This window comes from Micromonospora sp. NPDC003776, assembly GCF_053605645.1.
The window spans coordinates 1-5,632 of sequence record NZ_JBSGJR010000480.1 but is presented as its reverse complement, the minus strand read 5'-3'; the positions used below and the strand labels follow the sequence as shown (position 1 = coordinate 5,632).

Annotated in this window: 4 protein-coding genes; 2 read left to right on the top strand and 2 right to left on the bottom strand. The window is 76.5% G+C overall.

The genetic code is table 11. The annotated features are described in order from the left end of the window. Positions 1 to 671 (top strand): 5-oxoprolinase subunit C family protein (locus ACWEVO_RS28725; RefSeq protein WP_452310611.1); only part of this gene is annotated, 671 nt, incomplete at its 5' end. After that, positions 655 to 1,404, top strand: coding sequence for a LamB/YcsF family protein (locus tag ACWEVO_RS28720; protein WP_452310610.1), 750 nt, complete (start codon positions 655 to 657; stop codon positions 1,402 to 1,404). The genes ACWEVO_RS28725 and ACWEVO_RS28720, both read left to right, overlap by 17 nt. A gap of 66 nt (positions 1,405 to 1,470) precedes the next feature. Here the strand turns inward: ACWEVO_RS28720 and ACWEVO_RS28715 are convergent, their stop codons facing one another. Both ACWEVO_RS28715 and ACWEVO_RS28710 read right to left on the bottom strand, forming a co-directional pair. Then, complete coding sequence (locus ACWEVO_RS28715; RefSeq protein ID WP_452310609.1) at positions 1,471 to 3,306, bottom strand: NHL domain-containing thioredoxin family protein; 1,836 nt, start codon at positions 3,304 to 3,306, stop codon at positions 1,471 to 1,473. A 108-nt stretch (positions 3,307 to 3,414) separates the two neighbouring features. Continuing rightward, a partial coding sequence (locus ACWEVO_RS28710) for an LppU/SCO3897 family protein (RefSeq protein ID WP_452310608.1) occupies positions 3,415 to 5,632 on the bottom strand: 2,218 nt, incomplete at its 5' end.

Genomic DNA, 5,632 nt, shown 5'->3' with positions numbered 1-5,632 from the left:
ACGCCCGGGTGCCCCAGCCGGCCGGGGCCTCCGGTCCCGGGGTGCCGGCCGGCACCCCGGCGACCGAGCGCCGGCCGGGGGACGTGGGACGACCGCTCTCCCTGGCCGCCGGAGCGGTGCTGCGGATCGGGCCGGCCCGCGCCGGGCTGCGTACCTGGCTGGCCGTCACCGGTGGCATCGCGGTCGAGCCGGTGCTCGGCAGCCGGGCCACGGACACCCTCTCCGGGCTCGGCCCGCCCCCGCTGCGCGACGGCGACCGGCTGCCCCTGGCCCCACCCGCCGGCCCGCCCGCGCCGGTGGATCTCACCGTCACCGCGCCCGTCCCCGCCGAGCTGCGACTGGTCCTCCGGCTCGGCCCCCGGCACGACTGGTTCGACGACTCCGTGATCGACCTGCTGTTCGGCACCGCGTACGCGATCAGCCCACTGAGCAACCGGGTCGGGGCGCGACTGGTCGGCGCGGCACTGCCCCGCGCGGTGGCCGGCGAACTGCCCAGTGAGGGACTCGTCCTCGGCGCGGTGCAGGTGCCCCCGGACGGCCAACCGCTGATCTTCCTCGCCGACCACCCCACCACCGGCGGGTACCCGGTCGTCGGGGTGGTGGACGACGTGACCCCGCTCGCGCAGGCCCGGCCAGGGACTACGGTGAGGTTCCATGGACCTCAACGCTGACCTCGGCGAGGGATTCGGCATCTGGCGGCTCGGCGACGACGAGGCGCTGCTGGACCTGATCACCTCCGCCAACGTCGCCTGCGGTTTCCACGGCGGCGACCCGTCCACCATGCACCGGGTCTGCGCCGCGGCCGCCGCGCGGGGGGTCGCCGTGGGCGCCCAGGTCGGCTACCGGGACCTCGCCGGCTTCGGTCGGCGGCACATCGCGTACGACTTCGCCGAGCTGCGGGACGAGACGATCTACCAGATCGGGGCGCTCGACGCGTTCTGCCGGCTGTTCCGGACCCGGGTCCGCTACGTCAAGCCGCACGGGGCGCTCTACCACGCGGCGGCCTGTGACGAGGCCCAGGCCGCCGCGCTGGTGGCCGCCGTCAGCGGCTACGACCACGAACTGCCGCTGCTCTGCCCGCCCGGCTCGGTGCTGGCCCAGCTCGCCGTGGGCGCCGGACTCCGGGTGGTCGCCGAGGGCTTCGCCGACCGGCACTACCTGCCCAACGGTCAACTGGTGCCGCGTACCGCCGCGAACGCGCTGGTCACCGACCCGGACGAGGTGGCCACCCGGGCGGTCCGGATGGCCACCGAGCGGACCGTCGTCGCGGTCGACGGCAGCGCGGTCCCCGTCCCGGTCGAGTCGATCTGCCTGCACGGCGACAGCCCCGGCGCGGTGCGCTCCGCCGAGCTGGTCCGGGCCGCCCTCATCGACGCGGGGGTCAGGCTCGCTCCGTTCGCCTGAAAGGAAGGGCCCCTTCTTAACGCCTGCGGTAGAGAAAGGGCCCCTTCTTAACGCCCGGGACGCGCGTCAGCCCTGATCCATGCCGCGGAGGATGAGCGGGAGGCGGCGGGCGCCGTCCTCGACCACGCGGACCGGGACACCCCAGTCCTGGCGGGTCAGGTGGCAGGCGGCGTGCTCGACATCGGCGTCGCAGGTGGCCGCCTGGGCGGTCACCTGGAGCACGCCCTGCGCCACCGCAGCGTCGATCACCAGGCGGCGGGACAGGTCGGTGGTCGTCCCCGCCCCCTCGACCAGCAGTTCCGGCGGGGACGCCGACACCACCAGCCGGGTCGACGGCCCGTACGTCTCGTCGAGCTTCTGCCCCGGCGCCGGGGTGAAGATCACGTCCAGGGTCAGCTCGCCGGCCGCCACGTCCGTCGGCTTCCGCTCCAGCTTGTGCCGGGGGCCGTCCACCGTGCTCGCGCCGGCCGCGGTCAGCGCGCCCGGGGCCAGCCGGGTCAGCCGGTGCGCGGCCGACTCGACCACCAGCACGTCCCCCGCCGCGGTGAGCACGAGGTCGCTCGGCTCGGCCAGGCCGTCCGCCACCGTGCCGACCTGGCCGGTCTCCGGGTCGAACCGGCGCACCGCCCCGTTGTACGTGTCGGCGATCAGCACCGAACCGTCCGGCAGCGCGCAGACCCCCAGCGGGTGCTGGAGCAGCGCCCGCTCGGCCGGCCCGTCCACGTGGCCGAAGTCGAAGAGCCCCTGGCCGACCGCCGTACGCAGCACGCCGTCCTCGACGTACCGCACGGCGCTGGTCTCGCTGTCGGCGATCCAGAGCCGGCTACCGTCGACCGAGACGGAGAGGCCGGAGGGCTGGGCCATCCAGACGTCCGGCAGCGGCCCGTCGCGCAGCGCCTCGACCGTGGTCCCGGCGTACACGCCGGCGGTCCGCTTGATCGGGTCGAACCACCAGAGCTGGTGGATGCCCGCCATCGCGACCACGACCCGGTCGTCGTACCAGGCGACGTCCCAGGGGGAGGAGAGGTCGATGGAGGTGGCGTCGTGGGGGTGGTCGTCGACCGTCGCCCGCCACGGTCGGCCGGTGCCGGCGACCGTGACCACCTCGCCGGTGTCGAGCCGTACGCCGCGGAGCAGGTGGTTGACCGTGTCCGCGACCACCACGTCGTAGCCGGCCACCTCGGCGATGTGCGCGGGGAGCAGGCAGAGCCCCTGCGGCTCGGAGAAGGCGGCGCTCCCGGCCGGACCGTCGGCCTGGCCCCGGGTGCCGGACCCGATCCGCCGGAGCGGGTGCTCGCCGTCGGGGGCCAGCTCGACCAGGGAGTGCCGGGCCGAGTCGGAGACCAGCAGGTTGCCGCCGTCGAGCACCACGGCCTTGCCGGGGAAGCGCAGGGTGGTCTCCGGTTCGGCGGGCGGGACGTACGGTCCCTCGCCCCGGTGCAGGGTCCCCTTCGCCTCGTGGGTGGCGATCAGCTCGTCGATCAGCTTCGCCAGCCCTTCGGCGTGCCCCTCGCCGGCCATGGTGGCGACCACGTAGCCCTCAGGGTCGACCACGGACAGGGTGGGCCAGGCCTTCGCCGCGTACTGCTGCCACATGTTGAGGTCGGGGTCGTCGAGCACCGGGTGGTGCACGCCGTACCGCTCGACGGCCGCCGCCAGGGCGTCCGCGTCCTTCTCGTGCTCGAACTTGGGCGAGTGCACGCCGATCACGACCAGCACGTCGCCGTAGCGCTCCTCCAGGGGGCGCAGCTCGTCGAGCACGTGCAGGCAGTTGATGCAGCAGAAGGTCCAGAAGTCCAACAAGACGATCTTGCCGCGCAGGTCGGCGAGGGTGACGTTCCTGCCGCCGGTGTTCAGCCAGGCCCGACCCCGCAGCTCCGGGGCGCGTACGCGTGCGCTCATCACCCCATCGTGCCGTACGGCCGGCGGCCGGTCCTGGCGACCTGAGGTGACGAGGCGTACGCGACACGGCGGGGCCACGGATCACCGTGGCCCCGCCGTGGGGACGTGCTACTGGCCGGCCGGCTTGAGGCAGAGCACCGGGTTCGTCTTGTTCTTCAGCGTCACGGTGGGCTGCGCCGGGTCGGGGCACTTGGCCTTGCTGTCCACCCGGGAGACGACGGTGAACGCACCCGGCTCGCCGCAGCCGGCCGCTGCCGCGGTCGTGCCGGACTGCTTGATACAGGAGCCCACGGCCGGGTTGAACGGCTGCGGCTTGCTGTCGTCACCGCCGAGCTTGCCGAGCAGGGCGAGCGCGCCGAGCGGGACGGCGAGGATGAGCACCGCCGCGATCAGCACGAGGGCAAGCACCTTGCCGTTGCGCACCTTCGGCGCAGGCGCCTCGGTCTTCGGTTCCGCGTCCGGCTTGAACGCGTCGAACCGGCCCTGCTGAGGGTCGCCGGTCGGGCCCTGCTGCCACGCCGGTGGGGCCTGCTGGGGCGGCGGGGGGAAGGCGGGCGGGAAACCACCCGGCGCCGGCTCACCCGGGCCCTGGCCCGGTACGGCGGCCGTGGCCCGGCCGCCGGCCGGCCCGCCGAACGGGTCGTGCTGGCCGCCCGGCCCGCCGAACTGGTCCTGGTGCCCCCCTGGGGCGCCGAACTGGTCCTGGTGCCCACCCGGGCCAGCGAACTGGTCCTGGTGTCCACCCGGCCCGCCGAACGGGTCGTGCTGGCCGCCGGGCCCGCCGAACTGGTCCTGATGCCCGCCCGGCCCGCCGAACGCGCCCGGCCCGCCGAACGGTTCGCGCTGCCCGCCGGGTCCGCCGAAGGGGTCACCGGGCGCGCCGAACGGGTCGCCCGGGCGCTCCCCGCTCTGCGGGTGCACCCCGTTGACCGGACGGTTGTTGCCCGCCGGGTCCATGAAGGACGGCATGCCGGGCGGGAAGGGCGGCGGGCCGGCCGGCGACGACGGCGGGGCCGACGACACCGGCGGGGCCTCGGCGAACGGGTTGGGCCGCTCCGGCTCGTCCGGCCGGTACTGGGACCCGTGCTCGTCGAAGCGCGGCCCCTGCTCCGGGAAGCCGTTCGGCGCGTCCTGCCCCGGAACCTCCTCGGCCTCGGGCCGGGTCGGCCGGCCGTACACCCGGGGCTGCGGGGCCGGTACGCCGGCGGCGTGCAGCGGCTGATCGGTCGGCGGGGTCACCCGGCTGGCCATCGGCACCGACGCGCTGGCCGAGACCGCCCCGGACTCCGGGGAGGTACGCGGGGCGGGCACCACCGGCCCGGCCGGCGACTGCGGCTCCTCCCGGGCCGGTTCGGGCGTGCCCCAGGCGGACCGCTCCGGCTCGTAGCCCTGCGGGTCGCGCTCGGCGGCCTCGGCAGCGCCGAACTGGTTCGACGAGGCGTAGTCGGCCGGCGGCGAGGCGGCCAGGGCGGCCCCCGGTACGCGCTGTTCCTGCGGCGGCAGCGGTACGGCGTTGGCCGGGGAGATGCCGGGGCCCGGTGCCGGCTGGTAGATCGGCCCGTCCTCGGCGCGGTTCGGCTCCCAGCCGTTCGCGGCCGGCTCGGCCTCCGCGGCCCGGCCCCACGCCTCGCCGGGCCTCCACGGCTCGGCCTCGGGAATGGCCGGTCGCTGGGGCGTCCGCTGTGCCGGAATGTCCTGGCCGCCCCCCCAGGCGGGGGGCGAGTCCGGAGACGGCACGGAGGCGCTGGCCCGGGCGGGTGTTTCGGCCGACGCCCAGGCACCGGCCTCCGGCCGGTCGCCGGCGGCTGCCCAGCCGGGCTGCGCCGACTCGTCGTCACGCTGTTGCGGCGCGGCCGAGGCGTCGCCCCATCCGGGGCGCTGCTCGTCGGGGGCGCCCCAGCCGGGCTGCGGCGCGGCTGCGGCGGCCCGGCCGGCGGCCCAGCCGCCGGAGCGGTCCGGGTCCTCGTCCCGGGGGCCGGCCGGGTCGGCCTGCCAGCCGCCGGAGCGGGCGGGGTCGTCCGGTGCGGCCCAGAGGTTCTCACCCTGGCCCGGGACCGGAACCTTGGCGGCGGCGCGGGCGGCCGGCTCGGCCGGCGCGGACCAGGCGGGTGCCGCCTGGTCGCCCTGCTGGCCCCAGGCCGGCTGCTCGTCCTGTGCCGCAGTTACCCAGCCGCCGGAGCGGTTGGGGTCGTCCTGCTGGGCGCCGGCACCGACGGCCCAGCCGCCGGAGCGGTCCACCGGCGTGCCGGCGCCGGCCGCCCAGTCCCCGGCGCGACCGGGCTCCTCGTCCTGCTGCGGCGCGGGCCAGCCGCCGGAGCGGTTCGGG

What these genes read in the sequence shown, in the direction of transcription:
- ACWEVO_RS28720 (WP_452310610.1), top strand. Translation starts at nt 655, where the DNA reads ATGGACCTCAACGCTGACCTCGGCGAGGGATTCGGCATCTGGCGGCTC.
- ACWEVO_RS28715 (WP_452310609.1), bottom strand. Translation starts at nt 3,306, where the DNA reads ATGAGCGCACGCGTACGCGCCCCGGAGCTGCGGGGTCGGGCCTGGCTG.